At 64.3% G+C, this 17,766-nt stretch carries 15 protein-coding genes and 1 pseudogene; 9 read left to right on the top strand and 7 right to left on the bottom strand.

Features of this window, described 5'->3' with window-relative positions:
• Nucleotides 1–10 precede the first annotated feature (10 nt).
• Both U743_RS07495 and U743_RS07490 read right to left on the bottom strand, forming a co-directional pair.
• A complete protein-coding gene (locus U743_RS07495; protein WP_043770774.1) occupies nt 11–979 on the bottom strand; it encodes an IS5 family transposase in 969 nt (322 codons plus the stop codon).
• A gap of 33 nt (nt 980–1,012) precedes the next feature.
• Complete coding sequence (locus U743_RS07490) at nt 1,013–1,462, bottom strand: fatty acid desaturase (RefSeq protein WP_052367677.1); 450 nt, start codon at nt 1,460–1,462, stop codon at nt 1,013–1,015.
• 360 nt (nt 1,463–1,822) lie between these two features.
• Between U743_RS07490 and U743_RS07485 the strand changes: the two genes are divergently transcribed.
• Complete coding sequence (locus U743_RS07485; RefSeq protein ID WP_043766970.1) at nt 1,823–2,131, top strand: EthD family reductase; 309 nt, start codon at nt 1,823–1,825, stop codon at nt 2,129–2,131.
• A 153-nt stretch (nt 2,132–2,284) separates the two neighbouring features.
• Here U743_RS07485 and U743_RS07480 read toward each other — a convergent pair whose 3' ends face one another.
• A complete protein-coding gene (locus tag U743_RS07480) occupies nt 2,285–3,130 on the bottom strand; it encodes a hypothetical protein (RefSeq protein WP_043766967.1) in 846 nt (281 codons plus the stop codon).
• Between the two features lie 341 nt (nt 3,131–3,471).
• Between U743_RS07480 and U743_RS07470 the strand changes: the two genes are divergently transcribed.
• Both U743_RS07470 and U743_RS07465 read left to right on the top strand, forming a co-directional pair.
• Complete coding sequence (locus U743_RS07470; RefSeq protein ID WP_043766959.1) at nt 3,472–3,882, top strand: hypothetical protein; 411 nt, start codon at nt 3,472–3,474, stop codon at nt 3,880–3,882.
• Nucleotides 3,883–3,976: 94 nt separating this feature from the next.
• Nucleotides 3,977–4,401: pseudogene (locus tag U743_RS07465) on the top strand (GNAT family N-acetyltransferase).
• Between the two features lie 103 nt (nt 4,402–4,504).
• Here the strand turns inward: U743_RS07465 and ilvB are convergent.
• Nucleotides 4,505–6,205 (bottom strand): biosynthetic-type acetolactate synthase large subunit, encoded by a 1,701-nt coding sequence (gene ilvB / locus U743_RS07460; protein WP_043766956.1) that lies wholly within the window; start codon nt 6,203–6,205, stop codon nt 4,505–4,507.
• Between the two features lie 243 nt (nt 6,206–6,448).
• Here ilvB and U743_RS07455 point away from each other — a divergent pair, with 243 nt between their 5' ends.
• The 4 genes from U743_RS07455 (at nt 6,449) to U743_RS07440 (ending at nt 10,834) form a co-directional block, all read left to right on the top strand.
• Entirely contained in the window at nt 6,449–6,796 is a 348-nt protein-coding gene (locus U743_RS07455) for a tRNA-binding protein (RefSeq protein ID WP_043771593.1), read from the top strand.
• Between the two features lie 351 nt (nt 6,797–7,147).
• Nucleotides 7,148–8,662 carry a SulP family inorganic anion transporter gene (locus U743_RS07450; protein ID WP_043766953.1) on the top strand — a complete coding sequence of 505 codons (1,515 nt, stop codon included), beginning with the start codon at nt 7,148–7,150 and terminating at the stop codon, nt 8,660–8,662.
• 68 nt (nt 8,663–8,730) lie between these two features.
• Nucleotides 8,731–9,210, top strand: coding sequence for an acyl-CoA thioesterase (locus U743_RS07445; protein ID WP_052367676.1), 480 nt, complete (start codon nt 8,731–8,733; stop codon nt 9,208–9,210).
• A 151-nt stretch (nt 9,211–9,361) separates the two neighbouring features.
• The gene (locus U743_RS07440; protein ID WP_043766950.1) at nt 9,362–10,834 is read left to right on the top strand and encodes a hypothetical protein; all 1,473 of its coding nucleotides are present in this window, start codon (nt 9,362–9,364) and stop codon (nt 10,832–10,834) included.
• A 148-nt stretch (nt 10,835–10,982) separates the two neighbouring features.
• Here the strand turns inward: U743_RS07440 and U743_RS07435 are convergent, their stop codons facing one another.
• The 3 genes from U743_RS07435 to U743_RS07425 all read right to left on the bottom strand — a co-directional run bounded on the left by U743_RS07435 (nt 10,983) and on the right by U743_RS07425 (nt 14,547).
• Complete coding sequence (locus U743_RS07435; protein ID WP_084191429.1) at nt 10,983–11,843, bottom strand: alpha/beta fold hydrolase; 861 nt, start codon at nt 11,841–11,843, stop codon at nt 10,983–10,985.
• Nucleotides 11,840–13,525, bottom strand: a complete 1,686-nt coding sequence (locus tag U743_RS07430; protein WP_043766947.1) for an alpha/beta fold hydrolase — start codon at nt 13,523–13,525, stop codon at nt 11,840–11,842. Before U743_RS07430 ends, U743_RS07435 begins: the two co-directional genes overlap by 4 nt.
• A gap of 188 nt (nt 13,526–13,713) precedes the next feature.
• Nucleotides 13,714–14,547, bottom strand: a complete 834-nt coding sequence (locus U743_RS07425) for a helix-turn-helix domain-containing protein (RefSeq protein ID WP_043766944.1) — start codon at nt 14,545–14,547, stop codon at nt 13,714–13,716.
• Between the two features lie 207 nt (nt 14,548–14,754).
• On the opposite strand from U743_RS07425, the gene U743_RS07415 reads away from it, so the two are divergent.
• Both U743_RS07415 and U743_RS07410 read left to right on the top strand, forming a co-directional pair.
• Nucleotides 14,755–16,338 carry a M28 family peptidase gene (locus U743_RS07415; protein ID WP_198021972.1) on the top strand — a complete coding sequence of 528 codons (1,584 nt, stop codon included), beginning with the start codon at nt 14,755–14,757 and terminating at the stop codon, nt 16,336–16,338.
• Nucleotides 16,338–17,648, top strand: a complete 1,311-nt coding sequence (locus U743_RS07410) for a lipase family protein (protein ID WP_043766938.1) — start codon at nt 16,338–16,340, stop codon at nt 17,646–17,648. Before U743_RS07415 ends, U743_RS07410 begins: the two co-directional genes overlap by 1 nt.
• The last annotated feature ends 118 nt before the right edge of the window (nt 17,649–17,766 follow it).

Raw genomic sequence — 17,766 nt, 5'->3', positions numbered from 1 at the left:
TTGGACGCACCTATCCTGCCGCCAGCAGCTGTCTTCGGGCCGCCACGAGGTTGGCCATGGCAAACAGGCTGTGCAGGTGCGCGGTGTTCTTGGTCAGGCCGCGATAGCGGACCTTGGTGTAGCCGAACTGGCATTTGACAATCCGAAACGGATGCTCGACCCGGGCTCTCAGAGACGCCAGACGTCGGTTGGCGGCGCGCTGCCATTCCAGCAGCGCCTTGCCGGCACTGCGCACGTAAGGCGTGACGATGCGCGGTCCACTATCGGGCGCCGGGGCATCCAGGCTGCGGCCCGTGCGTCGATAGCCGGCATCGCCCAGCACGATGCGTTCTTCGCCGTGCAGCAGGGCTTCGGTCTGGGTGATGTCGGCGACTTTGGCCGTTGTGCCGATAACGGTGTGCACGAGGCCACTGTGGGCATCGGCGCCGATATGCGCCTTGCAGCCGAAGTACCACTGGTTGCCCTTGCGCGTCTGACTCATGTCGGGATCCCGCGTACCGCTCTGGTTCTTCGTCGAGCTGGGCGCGTGGATCAGCGTGGCGTCCACCAGCGTGCCTTCGCGCAGCATCAGGCCCCGCTCGCGCAGGTGGGCATTGACCTCGGCAAAGATCTGCTCGGCCAGCCCGTGCCGCTCCAACAGCCGCCGGAACTGCAGGATCGTGCTCTCGTCAGGCACCGCCTCATCCGTCAGCGTGATGCCGGCAAAGCGGCGCATGGCATCGGAGTCGTAAAGCGCCTCTTCGGCGCCTGGATCCGACAGCCCGTAGAACTGCTGCAGGCAGTAGATGCGCAGCTTGGTGGCCAGCGACAGCGGCCGGCGCCCCGGCTTGCCCGCCTTGGGCTTCGGGTAGTGCGGCGCAATCAACGCCTCCAGGCGCGACCACGGAATAACCGCATCCATCTCCGCCAGAAACTTCTCGCGGCGCGTCACCTTCTTCTTGTGCGCCTGCTCAAGATCCGCGAACGTCCGCTGCTTCATCGACTGGCTCACCATCGTCTCCGTGCCCCGGCATCATCCCAGATCGGGGCGATTGATCAGAGTTTCCCTAAGCGACGTGAATCCGTGATGCACCCGGTTATGCCCGAAGGCCCACAGTCGGTAGACATTCAGGGAGGGCAGCATCGCAATGGTGCCCAGGAACTCGCTGAGGCGCCGGTTCTCGAACAGTGCACCGTGCGCGGCGTCGTGCGCCCAAACGAAAAGAAAGGCCACGAAGCAGCCTGCACCGAGCCCGCTCAGCCCCTGCAGCCACAGCGCATCCGCCACGAAGACACCGGCCATGCACAGCAGATAGCCGGTGAAATCCACGCCGAGCCCGAACAACGCGCGAGCAGTGGATCGTTCCAGCCGATCCGGTTTTACGGTGGCGCGTACCTCGCGCAAGTTCGTGCGCCGGAGCTGGTGCAGCGGGTCGGCGGAGGTCGTGGCTTCAGCCGGGTTTGTTGCAGCGGAATCGGGCATGTTCTGCGTCCCTGACGACACTCCAGAGGAGACGCGTCATGAATATTGAATGGAGCGGAACGAAGCCTGCGCGCTTGCATCGCCACGCTTCTTGATCCAGATCAAGGAGTGCGGTCGTGTTGGCCTTGCGCGCCCGCCTCAGGATGGGGCCGCCTTCGTCAGCACGTCGTCGCACGGATTGGCGAAGCGCTCTCAGGGCGGCTCGAGGTCATCCACGGCCATGTGCAGAATGCCTTTGCGTGCACGCGTTTCGGGATTACGGCACGCTGAGGTCTGTTGTCGCGGTGCAAGTGTCCGTCAGCCTCTCAGAGTTGCCGATGGGATGCTTGCCTTGATCTCTGACCAGAAGGAGCACGATCCATGTTCTGCGTTTCCGTTGCCTACCCCCAGAAAGACGGTGCCAGCTTCGATTTCGACTACTACGCCAAGCAGCATGTACCGCTGGTCGCGCGCTATGTCGGCGACAACTCGGTCAAGGCAGAGATCCGCAAGGGAGTCGCGTCGCCGGACGGTTCGGCACCGGCCTTCGTCTGTATGGCGAACTTCTGGATCAAGTCGGTCGAGGATTTTCAGGCGACGATGGCCGAGCACGGCGCGGAGATCATCGGCGACGTTCCGAATTTCACCAACATCCAGCCGATCATGCAGATCGATGAGGTTCTGGAGTAGCGGAATGCCTCACGGCGGGCTTCGCGCGCCTACTGCCTGCGCTGGCCGGGTCGATGCCGGTCAGTTTCTCATTCGACATCCTCTGCGCCCGGATCGATACGGCGGGGTGTGTGGCCAGGTTGAGTTGCCGCAGGCGCTAGCAATAGCTGAGGGTCAGCAGTCGTTGGAGCGTCGTCGTCGCGTGCGGACCAAGCTGACCGCGAGTGCCAGCAGTCCGCCTGCGCCGGCGCTACCTAGAACTTGCGCCCAGTCGATCCGGGTGACAAAGCGGTTCCAGAGTGTGCTGACCCGGAACTTATGAGTAACGGGATTGGCTGTGAGCACCTTATCAACCCATTGCTCTGAGGCTTCCCGAGTCCACGTCAGAGAGTCCGCATCCGCGTAGGTGTAGAAAAAGAGGATCCGATTCTTGACGTGCGCGACCGTGGTCGTGGCTGCCACCAGCATGTTCGTCGGTTGGCCGGATGCGTCATTGATTCCGAAACGCGTGATCATGCTGTAGGCGATCGTACGATCAGTCTCCCTATGCGGGGGCAGCGGGACAGCCTCTCCCATCGACAAATTGAGCTCCTGGCCGAGGTCCTCTGAGAGCCCTTTGTTGATGTCTTGCATCACAGCCTTCATCTCGGCTTGATTGGAGGCGAATATCTCTTCGTTCTGCTCGCGGATCGTGCGCTGAAGCTGGCGAAAATCCGCTGCGGCGACATCAAGGTCGGCGATGTCGATCGCGGTCTGGACGCTGAAACGGCGCACGAAGTCCGGCAAGCCGCCCTGTCGGGCGTTCGAAGCTGCCTCATGGGGGATGAAAGTGACGAATTGCTTGTTGCCGGGGGCGACGAAACGTCGCTGTAGCGTGGCAAGCTCGGTCATATCATCAGTGACCGCCACAAACCCTTCCGGGTTCGGCATCTCGACAGGCACGCCGCCCACCGTGATAGGAGAAGCCAGAGCGAGTACGGGCGTCAAACCGGCCAATAGAAACGCGACCTGCTGGAGCATGGGTTTACGCGTCCTTGCCTGTAGACGAATGTGTTTCGAGTGTAGATCGCAAGCACGCTCCGTAGCACCCTCGGAACACCGTCCAGATATTGAGCCCGGACTGTCGTCGAGCATTAACTGCCGTGAGTCGATGAGTCATCCATCCTTGCGATTCATCATGGTGTTGCTGCTCGACGGGCTCCTTTTCATGATGGCTTTTGCGGGGCTGATTGGCGGCAGTCTGGCAATGCGCAAGTCGCAGTATCCTTCGTGCTACGCGGCCTTGCCAGCAACCGTCGTGGCTAAGCGGGGGAAGGGGCAGCGCTTGATCAGGGGCATGCCGTAGTTATCGGAGAGGGGAAATGAATATCAGCCTGTTTCGGTGGGCCTTCGTGCTCGTCCTTTTGTCGCTCGTCGGGGCCTTCTTCGTGCCCGCAATGGCAATTCCGAGGCTCGCGCTTTCTGCGCACACCATTGGGATGATGAGCGGCGTGTTGCTGATTGCGGTGGGGGCGATCTGGAAGCACTTCCAGCTGTCCGGTATGCAGCAGCAATGGCTGAAATGGTCGTGGATCTACTCCAGCTATGCCAACTGGCTCGGGTGCCTGGTGGGCGCGGTTTTCGGGGCCGGGCGCGCAACGCCGCTGGCTTCCGGAGGATTGGAAGGTTCAGGGATCGCTGAAATTGTGGTGCTGGTTCTTCTGGGCAGCGTGGGCGTCGCCTCGGTGATTGCGGCGGTGCTTTCACTTTGGGGCTTGCGACCGGTGCGGTGAAGTTGGTGTCGGTGTGGTCTGGGACAGAGTGAGGGCCTCAGCAACTAGCAACCAATACAGCCTGTGGCAGCCTGGGCCGGAGGACCCGGGGCTGATGGACGCGCTGCTCGATACCTTTGGCGAGGTCCTCGGTCAGCAGGATGCCTACGCCGGAAGCAGGACGGCGAGGACTACACGCGGCGCTTGCTCGGTGGCGACACCTTCATTGCGGTGGTGGCGATGGAGGGCGTGCGGGTCGTCGGTGGTCTCGCGGCCTACGAGCTCAAGAAGTTCGAACAGGCGCGTCGCGAGATCAATCTGTATGACCTAGTGGTTGTCTCGGAGCCTCGGCGCTGCGGTATTGCGACGGCACTGATCGATAATCTCAACCGGATCGGTGCCACGCGCGGCGCCTATGTCATTTCCGTGCAGGCGGATACGGGCGTCGAGGATCTGGCAGCTATTGCCCTCTACTTCAAGCTTGGCTTGCGAGAGGAGGTTATGCATTTCGATATCCCGGTAGCAGACCAAGGGGAGTAGGTCAGCTTTACTGGTCTCGAGCGGATGGTGCGAAACGGTTCCACCTGATGGAGCGGAGTGGCCGACGCCGCGCCTCCTGTAGCGCGACGTCGGCCGTTTTTCGCTAACAGGACTCGACAAGCTCGCTGACCGCGTCGTAGTCGACGGGCTCGGTGTTTGAGGCGCCGGCTGGCACCATGGGCAGCACGCGCGCGTCGGGGTCGATAGGGGCACGCACGAGCACCGGGCCCCGCGCGGTGAGCGCTTTCACAAGGGCGGCTTCGGGCTCGGCTTCGCCGTCCAGGTCGATGGCCGTGACGCCGTAGGCGCGCGCCAGGGCGCACAGGTCAGTCGTGCGCGCGTAGCCGGATGCGCTGTAGCGCTGCTCGTAGAACAGGGCCTGCTGCTGGCGGACCAGACCCAGACCTCCGTTGTCCATGACGACGATCTTCACGTCCAGTCCACGTTCGGCCAGCGTCGCTAGCTCCTGGGCGTTCATGAGCAACGAGCCGTCCCCCGAAACGCACAGCACGCGGCTGTCCGGCTCGGCCAGAGCGGCGCCGATAGCTGCCGGCAGCCCAAAGCCCATCGTTCCCAACCCGCTTGAGGTGAACCAGCGGTCCGGACGCGCGAAGGGGTAGTGCTGGGCCACCCACATCTGGTGTTGGCCGACGTCGGTGGTGACGATGGTGTCGGGGCCAAGCGCGGCTGCGCAGGCGCGGATCAAATCCTGCGGCGCCAGCTGGCCTGCCGGTGCCGCGGGGTGCGTGCGATCCTGCGCACGAAGGGTTTCGATGCGCGCTCGCCAGCTGTTTCGTTCGACGATTGTGGCGCGTGCAGCCAGCCCGGCCAGAGCTTCGCCGGCGTCGGCCTCGAGGGCGAGTTCCGGGCGCCGAATCTTGCCGTGCTCGCGGGGATCGATATCGATATGGATGACACGTGCACGCGGTGCGAAGGTGTCGGCGCGGCCCGTGACGCGGTCGTCGAAGCGGGCGCCGACCGCGATCAGCAGATCGCATTCGTTGATGGCGTGATTGGTCGAGCGCGCGCCATGCTGACCCAGCATGCCGAGAGCGAGCGGGTGGCCGTGGGGCAGGGCGCCCAGGGCCATGAGCGTGGTTGCCACCGGAATGTCGCTGCGCTCGGCGAGCTGTCGGGCATGCTCGTATGCGCCGCGGCAGCCGCCACCGAGGTAAAGCAGCGGTTGCCTGGCGCGATCAATCATCGTCGCGGCTTGGTTCAGCAACTCGCCGTCGAGCGACACCGCCGGCGTGGCGGGGGTCCTCGGCGAGGTATCGATATTCGGCACAGGTGCCGTCTGCAGATCCTTGGGCAGTTCGATTACCACCGGGCCGGGACGGCCGCTCTCCGCGATGCGAAAAGCCTCGTGCATCCACTCGGGTAGCCCGGCTGCGTCGCGAATGGCGATGCAGCTCTTTGAGATCGACTCGACCAACGCGGTGGTGTCCACTTCCTGGAAAGCGTTGGTGCCGCGCAACGCGAGCGGCACCTGACCGACGATTGCCACCAGTGGCACCGAGTCCGCGTGGGCGTCAGCCAGCGCCGTGAGCAGGTTGGTAAGACCGGGGCCGGAAGTCGCGATGCAGACCGCGGCGCGGCCGGAGACGCGCGCCATGCCCTGCGCGACGAAAGCGGCGCCCTGCTCGTGGCGGGTCAGGACGTGGTCAATGCCGGCGTCTGCGAGGGCGCGGTAGAGCGGTAGCACGGCGCCGCCGGGAATGCCGGCGACACGACGCACGCCGCGTGCCTCCAGAAATCGGGTGATCCATTGCGCGCCGGTTGGTAAAGCGTTTTCGGTGTCCATGTCGGTTCCTTGGGAACCCGCGGACGCATACCGGCAGAAACAAAAAACCCCCGCCGGCTGCGCCGGCGGGGGTTGAGAAATGAATGCAGGCAGCCCCTACCGCGCGACGTCCGAGACGACGGCAGCTACTACCAGAAGGGCGGTGAGGGAATCTGCGTTATGCATACGCTAAAGATAAGCGGCTCGACCTTGATCGTCAATCCGTCGCTAAGATCATTGCTCGAACCGATGCAGGTGGAGCGCATGGTGACAAGGGAAACCATCGAGTGGAGTGACTTCGAGCGCGTCGAGCTACGCGCCGGGACCGTTGTCGAAGCGCGTGCCTTTCCCGAGGCACGCAAGCCCGCCTACCGCTTGCGCATCGATTTCGGGCCCGAGGTCGGCGTTCTGCAGTCCAGTGCCCAGATCACGGATTGCTACCAGCCCGACGATCTCGTGGGTCGTCAGGTGTTGGCGGTGGTCAACTTCCCTCCGAAGCAGATCGGCCCCATGCGTTCCGAGTGCCTGGTGACCGGCCTCCACCGCGAGGACGGTGCGGTGGTGTTGGCGGTGCCCGATGCGCCGGTGCCGAATGGTGCGCGCCTGGCGTGATGGCGGCTGCCGAACAGCCGACGCGTGGTGCGACGGTTCAGCGACGAGCGCGGCGCAATGAGTACTCAGCCTGGGTCCTGTTGCGCGTTATGGGCATGTAGTCCGAGGGCGCAAACAGCCGTTAGGGCACCTGATTCGCATCGTCTCGGGGTGGACTCCAGCCTGTGATTCGTGGACAATTGTGCGCTGCAGCATGCGGTGCTTGTAGCGGTACTGCTGCGCCTTGGCTTTGAGGCGCGCTGGTGCGATAGCGCCTGACCCGCTCCCGCTCCACCGCGATTCCGTTTTTTTACTGGCTCGACGACGCCCGTCGCCGAGATGGCCCCTTTTTATCTGGAGGAAAGTGCTTAGATGATGTCTCCGGCCGTGTTCAAGACCAATATTCTCAGCGGCCTGACGGTTGCGCTCGCGATGGTGCCGGAGGCCGTGGCCTTCGCTCTGGTGGCGCAGGTTTCACCGCTCACGGGGCTTTACGCAGCTTTCATCGTGGCGCTTATCACGTCTCTCTTCGGTGGTCGGCCGGGCATGATCTCGGGTGCGACCGGTGCACTGGCTGTTGTGATGGTCAGTCTGGTGGCCTCTCACGGCGTGGAGTATCTGTTTGCGGCCGTGGTGCTGATGGGCGTCTTCCAGCTGGTGTTCGCCGCCTGTCGCCTCGGCAAGTTCATCCGGATGGTGCCGCACCCGGTGATGCTGGGTTTCGTCAACGGGTTGGCCATCGTGATCTTCATGGCGCAGTTCGGTCACTTCAAGGTGGAAGGCCCGGAAGGTGGGCAGGTCTGGCTGTCCGGTATGCCGCTGTACACGATGATGGGGCTGACGGCGCTGACCGTGGCCATCATCTATCTCTTCCCGCGACTGACCAAGGCCGTGCCGGCTACGCTGGTTGCCATCGTGGCGGTCAGCTTGTTGACGCTGGGCTTTGGCATCGACACCCGGACGGTGGGGGACCTCGGTTCGATTGCGGGTGGTCTGCCGAGTTTCCACGTGCCGTCAGTGCCCTGGAATCTGGAGACGCTGCGCGTGATTCTGCCGTACTCGCTGATTCTGGCCGCGATCGGTTTGATCGAGTCTCTGCTGACGCTCAATCTCATCGACGACATGACCGAGACGCGCGGCCGTCCCAACAAGGACTCCGCGGCGCAGGGTGCAGCCAATGTCGTGACCGGCTTCTTTGGCGGCATGGGCGGCTGCGCCATGATCGGTCAGAGCATGATCAACGTCAGCAACGGCGCGCTTCACCGGATATCCGGAGTGGCCACGGCGCTATTCCTGCTGTCCTTCATCATGTTCGGCTCGGCGCTGATCGAACAGATCCCGTTGGCCGCGCTGATTGGCGTGATGTTCGTCGTGGCCGAGAAGACCTTCGAATGGGGCAGCTTCCGGCTCTTCGGCAAGGTGCCGCGCGCCGATGTGCTGGTCGGGTTGCTGGTCGCAGCCGTTACGGTAGTGGTGGATCTTGCCGCGGCCGTGGTGGTCGGGGTCATCGTCTCGGCGCTGGTGTTTGCCTGGGAGCACGCCAAGCAGGTGCGCGTAAACAGCCGAGAGGGACCGGATGGCCGAAAGATCTATGAGGTGGAAGGAACCGTGTTCTTCGCCTCGGTCGCGAGCTTTCAGCAGCAGTTCGTGCCGCGCGATGACCCGGACGAGGTCGAGATCGACTTTCGCAACGCCAAGCTGATGGATCATTCGGCGATCGAAGCCGTGAATGCCCTGGCCGAGCGCTACCAGCGGGCCGGTAAGCACCTGTCGCTGCGCCATCTCAGCCCGGACTGCACGGAACTCATGGACAAGGCCCGGCGCATGATCGTCGTCGACTACTACGAGGATCCGCGTTATCGCGTGGCGGATGACAAACTCGCCTGAGGCTGGCTTCGCTATTATTCGCTGCCTTCTGAGGCGAGTGCCTAACCACTAGTTCCCTGGATAGAACAATGCGCCTTCTCGGCAGCGCCCTGCGCCTGACCACCCAGCCGCGGCTCGCACTCGATGCGCCGCTGGTGGTGTCTTCGCTCGTCTGGCCCACTGATCTCAACATCGGCCTGCATATGGACAATGTGCGCTACCTGCAGCTCATGAACCGGGCGCGCAACGAGCTTTTCCTGCGTACCGGTATCGCCCGCGTTGCGATGCGTCGGCGGCTGGGTATTCCGGTGGCTAATTGCGCGATGGACTACCGCCGCTCACTGCAGCCCTGGGAGCGCTTCTCGCTGCGTACGCAGATCCTGGGCTGGACCGAGCGCCGCTTCTTCGTGGCGCAAGACTTCCTGCGCGGCGAGGAAGTGGTCGCCAGTGGCCAGCTGCGCTGCGCCTTCTCGGGGGCGGCTGGAACGGTCAACCCCGCCGAAGTCTTCGCGGAAGTGACGGGTTCGGAGCCGGTGTCGCCTGCGCTGCCGGCGGAGCTTCTGGAATAGGCGCGTGCGCTTTCGCCCGGCCCGTGAGACGGCTGGTTTGGCGAATGCAACCTGTGGCATGGTTCGGAGGGTGTGAAAGCCACGCGGTCCATCAGAGATAGGCAGCTCGGAGCGTTGCGCGATCGCACTCAAGCGGATCCGGGGCTCCCCAGTGCGAAGTCAACGCCTTTCTCTGATTCTGCTGACGATCGCCGCGCCGCTGGCGAGTGCTGCGCCGGAGTCGCTGCCTATTCTTTACGCGATCAACGCGCCCTTCTATTACCAGGAGCCGCATACGATAACGGTGCACCAGACGGAGGACCTGTCCGTCGGCGTCGCCAATCCGGCGGATAAGTCAGCCTTCCGGGAGACGGAAAGCGGCGGCAAAACAATGGCCTATACCGGGGTTCCCTATGCCTCCGGTCCGCGTACGGGCGGGCAGCTGGCCAAAGGGCAGCGACTGAATCGGTGGTATTTCCGCATCAACGAGCCGCAACCCCTGGAGGAGGGCAGGCACTACTCTCAGCTGATCGATCCGCCGGGTCCGCGCGATGAGTCCTACAAGCGCGAGTGGTGGATAGAGAATCTGTCGGTTGACTGGGTGCGTGGTGAAGAGGATGGCAAGGTCGCTGGACTGGCGACTCGGCATTACACGCTGACCGTGTCCTATAACTATCGGCGCATCGACCACGACGACGGTGAAAGAACCGAGGAACGCGTCGAGTCGCGTCGTGATTTCTGGTTCGCCGAGCGTTTCCCGTTCTCGCCCCTGCAAATGCTTCCACTGCAGATCGGCAATGATCAGCGTTTCGTCTGCTTCTGCTCTGAGGGCGGAGAGCGTGTGAATCAGGCTGTGTACGTGCGTTTGAATGACAAGCTGCACTCCGCCGGGATGTTAGTGCGTAGCAGGCTCGAAACGAACGATGGTCCGGTTACGGTCGAAGTTTCGGAGCCCAAGGCGGCGCCAGATACGGATATGACGCACTACGCGGGATGGCCGGCCATCCCCGAGTCACAGGACCGCGTGGCTGCCGGAGCGCTGGTCCTGGCCGAGATGCTGAGCCAGGCTCCGGCCGGCAACGGCAACGGCAACGGCAACGGCAACGGCAACGGCAACGGCAACGGCAGCGCAGCAATTCGTTTCGGTACGAGTGGGCCGGTACCGCTGGCGCTGAAGGCGGATTCTTCCCATTTCCGTGTGAACGAGATCGGCGACCTGGCGATCGCTAGCGTGTTCAATGACGGCGAAGGCGCCGAGGGAATGCTGATGCTGATGCGCCCACACCACGGATCGCCCGGGCCAGGCCGTTTCGATACCGCTGCGCAGGCCAGCACCGAGACGCTGCAAGCGATGTCGACCGAGGCGCTGAAGGCGCAGGCGCAGAGTTACCAGGCCTTAGCCGTGATCGAGCAGGGCGATTCGCTGACGATCTACGCCAGCACGGACACCGGCTCGGTGACGATTGACGACGTCAGTGATGAAAGCGTCGCCGGTAGCTTTGCGTTGACCATGAATGCCATAGATACCTTCGGCGACGGCTCGGTTCAGCAGCGCCAGGTTTCGGGCGAATTCGAAGCGGTCACCGGCCTGAAGGCGCGCATGCGCAGCCCAACCAGCCGGCTGTTGTCGCGCCGCGAGCGCTAGGCAGCCGACCGGCTGAAGCGTGAGAAGGGTAGCGCAGGAACCGCTATCGGTTGACCGCGAGCTGCCATCTTAAGAATGGCGCTGGGCCTGCGAGCTGCAAATCGCGGCCAATGCGCGTTGCGTGCATCGATTCGCGGTTCGCCCCGAATCATCGGGGCTCGGCTCCGATAAAGGTGTCGATCAGGGCCGCCGTTTCATTTGGACGCAGCGTTATGAACAGGTGGCCGCCCCCCGGAACGATGTGCAGCTGCGCGTCGCGCAGCACGGCCGCCAGGATGCGGGCATTAACGGGCCTCACCAGGGGGTCGTCGTCGCCGCTGATCACCAGCGCAGGGCAGCGGATGCAGCGCAGCCAGGGCAGGCTGGAGAACTGGTACATCGCCATGACCTGCTGGATGTAGGCGCGGCCGCTGGGGGCGGTCGTGCTGTAGGCGTGCTGCAGGGCATGATCGCGGCGGTTGCGCATCTCGCCGCCGTAGAGCGTGGCGGCATGGCGGGCCATGTACCCGCGCGAGAAGTAGCGCTGCGGCGTCATCATGCGCAGCAGGGCGGAGGGCTTGCCGGGCATCATGGTGATACCGGGGCTGGTGGCCATCAGGATCAGATGCGATACCCGCTTCTTGTAGTCGCGGGCGATCTGCTGGGCCAGGCCACCGCCCCAGGAGACGCCGGCAACTGCGAAGGGACCGTCGAAGCCGAGCTGATCCAGCGCGCCGACGACCATGCGCGCGTAGCGCGGAAGGCTTGGCCAGAACCAGCCGGACGGTGAACCACCGGTGCCGGGCAGATCCACGATCACCACCGGTCTCTCGGCGAGCTTGCGCAGCAGTGGAACGACCAGCTCCAGATTGGCGCCGATGCCGTTGCAGAAGAGCAGCGGTGCACCGTGCCCCGGCCGCAGGGCATAGCGCAGCCGCTGCTTGCCGACCAGGACTTCGCCGGTCTCGATACCGGCGTCGCGCAGCAGCGAATCGTCAGTGGGCTTGGTAACGCGGCGAGCGTCGCTCATTCGAAGATGTAACGGCCGGGCGCCGCTTCCATCGGCGGGTAGGCGTCATTGCCCACTGTGGCGGGTGCCTCGTGCTTGCGGCCCGAGCGCTTGGCGAGCCAGGCGTACCAATGCGGCCACCAGCTCCCCTCGACGTGCTCGGCGTTCTCGTGCCACTTGCTCGGATCGGGCTCACCGCCGGGGGCGACCCAGAACTCGGACTTCTTCTTGTTGCTGGGCGGGTTCAGGATGCTCTGGATATGCCCGCTGTTGGAGAGCACGAAGGTGGTGTCGCCGCCGAATAGCAGCGTGCTGCGGTAACAGGCGCGCCAGGGCGTAATGTGGTCGCTGGTGCCGGCGAGCAGATAGCTGTCGCAATCGACATGCGCCAGATCGACTGGCACGCCGTGCAGGCGCAGCTCGCCCGGTTCGGTCAGGGCGTTGTTCTTGTAGATATCCAGAAACTCGGCGTGCAGCCGGGCGGGCAGGCGGGTGCTGTCGTTGTTCCAGTACAGCACGTCGAAGGCCGGGGGCGGGTTGCCGAGCAGGATGTTGTTGACCCAGTAGTTCCAGATCAGGTCGTTTGGCCGCAGCCAGGCGAAGGCGGTCGCCATGTCCTTGCCATCGAGCACACCCTTGCGCTTGGATAGTCGCTTGGCGGCGTCAACCGCGCGCGGCCCGGCGAAGAGGCCGAGGGCGGTATCGCCCAGCGCGCCGGTGTCGAGCACGTTGACGAGCATGGTGACTGAATTGATGCGCTCGTCGCCGACGGCCCGGCGCATCGCCACGAAGGCGGCCAGCGTGATGCCCCCAGCGCAGGCGCCCAGCATGTTGACGCGCTTCTGCTTGGTGATGTTGCAGGCTACCGAGACGGCGGATTCGATGGCCGAGGCGTATTCGGCCAGGCCCCAGTCGGCGTGCTCCTTGGTGGGGTTGCGCCAACTGACAACAAAGACCTGGAAGCCGGCCTCCAGCAATCCCTTGACCAGGCTCTTCTCCGGGCTCAGGTCGAAGACGTAGTACTTGTTGATCTGGGGCGGCACGACCAGCAGCGGAACAGCGTGGACCTTCTCGGTCTTCGGCTGATACTGGATCAGCTCCATGACCTCGTTGCGCTCGACGACCGCGCCTTCGGTTGTGGCGAGGTTCTCACCCGGCTTGAACTGGCGACGATCCACCTGTGACGGCAGTCCACGGTTCTCGCGCAAATCCGTCAGGAAATTCTTCAGGCCCGCACGCGCGCTGGCGCCACCGGTCTCCCGGAACTTGCGGACCGCGACCGGTTGCCACGGGAAATTCGAGGGCGCGATCGCATCGTTCAGAAGGTCGACCAGGAATTCCAGCCGCATACGGCCGTACTTGCTCAGCCCCGGCTGCTGCTCCACCCATTCGTGCGTCGTCTCGGTCCAGGCGAGCCAGGCCTGCAGCCAGCGGCGGTAGGCCTCCTCGTTCTCCCAGGCCTCGTCCTTGAAGCGGCGGTCGCGCGGGGCAGGGGCCAGCGCGGAGTCTCCGCGCGCCACTTCAGCCATTCTCGCGGCCAGATGCGCGCCCGTGCGCGCCGTCAGCCGTGGCTGGCGCGCCAGCAGTCCCAAGGCCTTGAGCCCTTCGCCAAGGACGTGCCGTGCCCGCATGCCGACGACGGGGTTCGGGCCCAGCATGGCCTCTGCGCTGCGGCTGGCAATCTTCTCGCGACTATCGTTCATGGGGGTCTCCTTGGGCTCAGCAGCCTCGCCTTAGCTGACGTTGCCGGCATGACAGCCGTCGGGGCGCGGAGCTTGCCCTTTATGGTTGGGAGTGTTGGGCGACGAGCGCGTTCAGTGTGCCTGGGTTGCGTGGATGGGGCCGCCCTCTCGGTGAGCGCCGGGTAGGGGGCACCCATGCCGTTGTCGAGCTATTGCACCAGCACGTGGTCGTCTTGCTCGCAGTTGATAAGGGTCACGAACTGTGGGTCGATGAGGGTCGACGGATTGATGCCGAAGACTTCGTTGATGGCCTTGTCGGCGTGGGAAAGATCATGGAAGCCGGCCTCCAGGGCGACATCGGTCAGGGTCAGGCCACGCTTCCAGTAGAGGACGGCGCGCCACACCGCCCGCCAGCGGGCGTATTCGCCGATCGTGAAGCCGACTTCCTCGCGGAACAGCTCGCGCAGCCGCGACGGCGACAGATGCACGCGGCTCGCAACGGTCCGAATCTGCGCGTCGCGCAGCGGCAGTTCGTCGAGGACGGCGCAGGCCTTGGCGATGCGCGGGTCCATGTCGTCCTGCTCGGGCACGGGCTGACCGGTAATGGCTTCGACGACGTCGCGCACCAGCGCCTTGATCTCGGTCGCCGGCTGCACTTCCTGCATGGCGGCACGGATGCGCGGCAGCAGCGGCTCGAAGGGCTCGATGGGCAGGTCGACAAGCTTCCGGTCGCTGATGAGGGCGCGTAGCGCGGCGTGCCGCGGTGCCTGCAGCGGCAGGTAGAACAGCGCGATATCGCTGTTGGGCGCGATGATGCGCTTGCGTTCGGCTTTGGGTGCGACCAGCGATGCGCGGGTGACGCAGGTCTCGCCGGCGACCTCAATGGTGTAGGGCTCGCGGCAGGCGATGCGCAGGGTGGCGGACAGTGGGCCGGTGGGGCGATCCAGCAGCAGTGAAGGTGCCGTCAGCAGCAGGCTGCACGGCCAGTAATAGATCTTTACCCCGGCTGGGGCCGGGTGCTCCGGTCGGTTCTGCTTCGTCATGGCTGCGGTATCCGCCGTCGGATGCGGCGTTTTGTCTCCTCGATGGGCTTGCCTGTAACGATTTCGTCATCTGATACCAGCGCTTCCGGCGTTTGGTACAAGTCGCGCGGGCTCGGGCGCAATAGATTGTGTGGCGGAGGCACGCATCGCCGTGCCGGCACCCCAGAACAATCAGGGCGTACAGGTTACGCCCACCGGAGGAGAGCAGTGAAACCGAGCTCGAAGCGTTGGGCGCTTGTCGCGTGCGTCACCCTGTTTCTCGCGGCCTGCAGCGGCAGCGAGACCGGCCCATCGGGGAGCGCTTCGGCGGGCGAGTGCGCGCGCGACACCTCCCCGGCAGCGCAGGGCATGCCCAGCGAGGACCGCATCTTCGGCTGGATCGAGGATCTGGTCGGTATCGGCTATCGCCGTACCGGTACGCCGGAGGGCAGGAAGGCGGCAGCGTACGTCAAGTGCCAGTTCGAGTCCTTGGGGCTGGAGGATGTGCACTACGAGACCGTTACCTCCTGGAACTGGCAGTTCAGCAGCCACGGCCTGGCAGTCAACGGGGAAGCTGTCGACGCCTATCCTGCCGCGCACAGTTTCGTGACCACCGACGAGGCCTCGACCTTCTCCACCGGTCCGGACGGGCTCACCGCCGAGATCGTGGATGTCGGCCGGGGCACTGCCGTGCAACTGGCGCAGCAGGACGTCGAGGGCAAGATCCTGCTCTTCGATCTGAAGTTCATTCTGCCGCCGCTCGGATTCACACCCTTCATCGAGTTCCTCTGGGATCCCGGACTAACCGTGGTGGAGCCTTCATTCTTCACCGGCAACCCCTTCATCACAACCTACGAATCATTCGCCGAGGCGGCGATGGAGGCCGGAGCGGCCGGGTTCGTCGGCGTGCTGGCGGACTACTTCGATTCCAATCGCTATCACAACGAGTACTACCGGGGTACCGATGTCACGATCCCCGGGATGTGGGTGTCGCCTTCCGAGGGCGCGCGCATCCGCGAGATGATGGCCGAATCGGAGTCGCCCGAGGCCACGCTCGAGCTGCATGGCAGCCGCGAGGAGGCCGAGGCACGTACCGTGATCGGCTTCCTGCCCGGCGCCTCCAAGGACACGATCATGGTGCAGTCGCATCACGATTCGGTCTTCTACGGCGCGGTGGAGGACGGCAGCGGCACGGCTGCAGTGCTGGCGCAGGCGCAGTACTTCGCCTCGCAGCCGGCCGAATCCCGCGAGAAGACCATGATGTTCGCAACCTTCGATAGCCATTTCACCGGCTATCAGGCGCACAAGGCCTTCACCTACAAGTACATCATCAATGAGGAGACGCCCTACAACATCGTCGCCAACGTCACGCTGGAGCACATCGGCAAGCAGGGGCTGATCGGCGACGATGGCGAGCTGGTGGTTACGGATCAGCCGGAGATTCGCGGCGTCATCGAGAATCTCGCGCCGCAACTCAAGCTGAAGCTTATCGACGTGGTGCGGAAGTACGACCTGCGGCGCACCGCGTTGCTGCAGGGGCACGTGCTGTGCCCGGCCGGCCTTATGCCCACCGATGCCGGCTTCATCTGTGCGGCCGGCGTGCCGACGGTCTCGCTGATTGCCGGCCCGAACTATATGTATGACGAAGCCGACACCCTGGACAAGGTGCATCGCGAGGATCTGGTTCCGGTGACCGAGGCCTTTGCCGAGCTGATCGAAGCGATGGATGAAACCCCCTCCAACGCCATCGGCGTGCCCATTGTTCCCGGGCTGCTGACCGACATCCTCTTCGACACCCTGGCGGAAGACTGATGCGCACGCGATGGAAGACTTTGGCGGCCACATTGCTGGTTCTGCTGCTGGCCGCCTGCGGCTCGGACGGTAGTGGCGCACAGCCCACCGGTCAGGACATGGGCTTGAGCAAGGGCGCCGGGCCGGATGGCAGCTATTTCGCGCAGTCGCCGGACAGCACCGGCAAGGCCGTGCAGACCCGCTGGCCGGTGCTGTTCTCGCACGCCTGGTCGCGCATCGCCGACACCAGCTTTCAGGGAGATGAACCGCATCCGGTCAACGAGTTCGAGCGCTACGGCGTCAAGAAGGCACTGGAGGCCGAGGGCGTGGTCGTCTATCAGCCGGACAAGCTGGCCTTCGCCTCGCATGAGCGGCGCGGGCGGTTGCTCTACAAGAAGTGCGCCGGCGAAACCATCGAGGAGATCCTCTGCGAGGGAACGGATCCGCAGGTCGTCGAGGGTGTGCACGCCGCCACCCTGGACTACTGCGCTCGCCCCGAGCTGCGCGCACGCAACGGCTTCGCGGACGAGCAGAGCTGTCGCGAGGGGCTGCAGTTCAACATCATCTGCCACTCGCAGGGCTGTGCGGATTCGCGCTACATGCTGGCGGCCGTGCGCAACGAGTTCAGCGGCGAGTTGATGTACCGCCATGTCGCCAGCTGGACGTCGATGGCCGGCGCCAACAAGGGCACCGCCCAGGCCGAGGCAGTGCAGGAGCTGCTGCTGGCCTGTACGCAGCCCGGCTGTCGCTCGCTGGTGCTGGACGCGGCCTTCGGTGTTGCCTCACTGCTCCAGAATCAGGCGCTGATCCTGCAGGGCGGTGAGTCGGTGGTGGCGCTGACGCGCAAGTACATGACGGTGACCACCGACATGGAGTGCGAGCCGTCGGATCAGACACAGTGCCCGCCCAGCTTCAACGAGCGCTATCCGTTTCCCGAGGATCCGGCCCATCCCGTCCTCTACCAGAGCTTCAGCTCGCAGATCGATGACATCAATCATCCCTGTTACATGGAAAGTCGCCTCTACTGGGAGATCGTGAACAACCGAGAAGGCCCCAACGACGGCAACATCTCGGTGGATTCGCAGCGATTCACCACCTACGGGCCGGCAGCGGGCGGTGGCGCGACCCCAGTGATCCCGCGTTGGGTCAGCGCCAGCAGCAATGATCCCGAGCAACCGCATCCGGGCCTGGATCACATGGCCTACAGCAGCTCCGAGGTGCCCGGCATGGAGGGTGTCAGCTGCCTCGGCGAGGACAACAGCGCCTTCGAGTTCAGCCGCGTCGGCCTCTACCGCGACATCGTTGCTGAACTGGCTGGCTGGGGGTTCTAGGCTCGCTGTTTCGTTCGGCCATCTAACCGCGATTCGGCGGTAGGGGCATGACAGCGTCGGCTGCAAGCCGGAGAATGCGCGATCGGGTGGCGAGCCGAGATGAATGGTCGCGGCTCGC

Source organism: Algiphilus aromaticivorans DG1253 (assembly GCF_000733765.1).
Lineage (GTDB): Bacteria > Pseudomonadota > Gammaproteobacteria > Nevskiales > Nevskiaceae > Algiphilus > Algiphilus aromaticivorans.
Note: the sequence above shows the minus strand (reverse complement) of the source record. Positions and strands in the feature narration are given on the sequence as shown.

Excerpts from the sequence above, each read along its gene's own strand:
- U743_RS07495 (WP_043770774.1), bottom strand. The coding sequence starts at position 979 with ATGAAGCAGCGGACGTTCGCGGATCTTGAGCAGGCGCACAAGAAGAAG.
- U743_RS07490 (WP_052367677.1), bottom strand. The coding sequence starts at position 1,462 with ATGCCCGATTCCGCTGCAACAAACCCGGCTGAAGCCACGACCTCCGCC.
- U743_RS07485 (WP_043766970.1), top strand. The coding sequence starts at position 1,823 with ATGTTCTGCGTTTCCGTTGCCTACCCCCAGAAAGACGGTGCCAGCTTC.
- U743_RS07480 (WP_043766967.1), bottom strand. The coding sequence starts at position 3,130 with ATGCTCCAGCAGGTCGCGTTTCTATTGGCCGGTTTGACGCCCGTACTC.
- U743_RS07470 (WP_043766959.1), top strand. The coding sequence starts at position 3,472 with ATGAATATCAGCCTGTTTCGGTGGGCCTTCGTGCTCGTCCTTTTGTCG.
- ilvB (WP_043766956.1), bottom strand. The coding sequence starts at position 6,205 with ATGGACACCGAAAACGCTTTACCAACCGGCGCGCAATGGATCACCCGA.
- U743_RS07455 (WP_043771593.1), top strand. The coding sequence starts at position 6,449 with ATGGTGACAAGGGAAACCATCGAGTGGAGTGACTTCGAGCGCGTCGAG.
- U743_RS07450 (WP_043766953.1), top strand. The coding sequence starts at position 7,148 with ATGATGTCTCCGGCCGTGTTCAAGACCAATATTCTCAGCGGCCTGACG.
- U743_RS07445 (WP_052367676.1), top strand. The coding sequence starts at position 8,731 with ATGCGCCTTCTCGGCAGCGCCCTGCGCCTGACCACCCAGCCGCGGCTC.
- U743_RS07435 (WP_084191429.1), bottom strand. The coding sequence starts at position 11,843 with ATGAGCGACGCTCGCCGCGTTACCAAGCCCACTGACGATTCGCTGCTG.
- U743_RS07430 (WP_043766947.1), bottom strand. The coding sequence starts at position 13,525 with ATGAACGATAGTCGCGAGAAGATTGCCAGCCGCAGCGCAGAGGCCATG.
- U743_RS07425 (WP_043766944.1), bottom strand. The coding sequence starts at position 14,547 with ATGACGAAGCAGAACCGACCGGAGCACCCGGCCCCAGCCGGGGTAAAG.
- U743_RS07410 (WP_043766938.1), top strand. The coding sequence starts at position 16,338 with ATGCGCACGCGATGGAAGACTTTGGCGGCCACATTGCTGGTTCTGCTG.